The organism is Caballeronia choica, assembly GCF_001544535.1.
Classification (GTDB): domain Bacteria; phylum Pseudomonadota; class Gammaproteobacteria; order Burkholderiales; family Burkholderiaceae; genus Caballeronia; species Caballeronia choica.
Genome location: NZ_FCON02000579.1, coordinates 1 through 707 on the forward strand (window position 1 = coordinate 1; position 707 = coordinate 707).

Here is a 707-nt window from a genome sequence, read left to right on the forward strand (position 1 = left end):
GAGCTTCACGCAGAAGAACCCTCGGCGAACTTTATTGAGCTAGCCGACCGACATCGTAAGTCAGAAGCGGCTCATTCTCGCTAGGGGTCATGCGCCCCCCGCATTGCCCCCTCTTACTTCCAAACTGGATACGTGCCGCCATGAAGCGATCTACCATTGCTTGCCTTGCCTTCGTCCTTTCCGGATGCGCCGCGAATCAACCCGCGAATCAAGCCGTGACAAACAGTGCGCCGCCGCCACACACTGAGAACTGTAAAATCACTTCGGATCAGGAAATTGCCGCGTTGTTTGATCGTTGGAATCAGTCACTGCAAACCGGTGATCCACACAAGGTTGTCGCCAACTATGCGGAGCGGTCTATTCTTCTTCCAACGGTATCCAACCAGCCGCGTTTAACACCCGCTGAAAAGGAGGAATACTTCCATCACTTTCTACAAGATAGGCCGTCGGGAAAGATCGACTTTCGCCAAGTTGAGCTTGGGTGCAATTCTGCAGTGGATGCTGGGCTTTACACATTCACCTTCGCGAGGACCGGAGCCGTCGTAAAGGCCCGCTATACCTATACCTACCGCTGGGACGGGGTGCAATGGCTAATCACGAGTCATCACTCGTCGGTCATGCCGGAGAAGAAGAAACCAGACGCCCATCCAACGCGCTCCCACTAACAGGGTGCAAAACGAGTGGGGAGATTTCTCGACCTACGTCCT

General features: G+C 54.3%; 1 protein-coding gene. It reads left to right on the forward strand.

Annotated features, from left to right (window positions below):
• Positions 1–140 precede the first annotated feature (140 nt).
• On the forward strand, positions 141–665 hold the full coding sequence (locus tag AWB68_RS45810; protein ID WP_087650527.1) for an SgcJ/EcaC family oxidoreductase: 525 nt from the start codon (positions 141–143) through the stop codon (positions 663–665).
• The last annotated feature ends 42 nt before the right edge of the window (positions 666–707 follow it).

Bases quoted from the DNA above. Each gene is read 5' to 3' on its own strand.
- AWB68_RS45810 (WP_087650527.1), top strand. From the start codon at position 141: ATGAAGCGATCTACCATTGCTTGCCTTGCCTTCGTCCTTTCCGGATGC.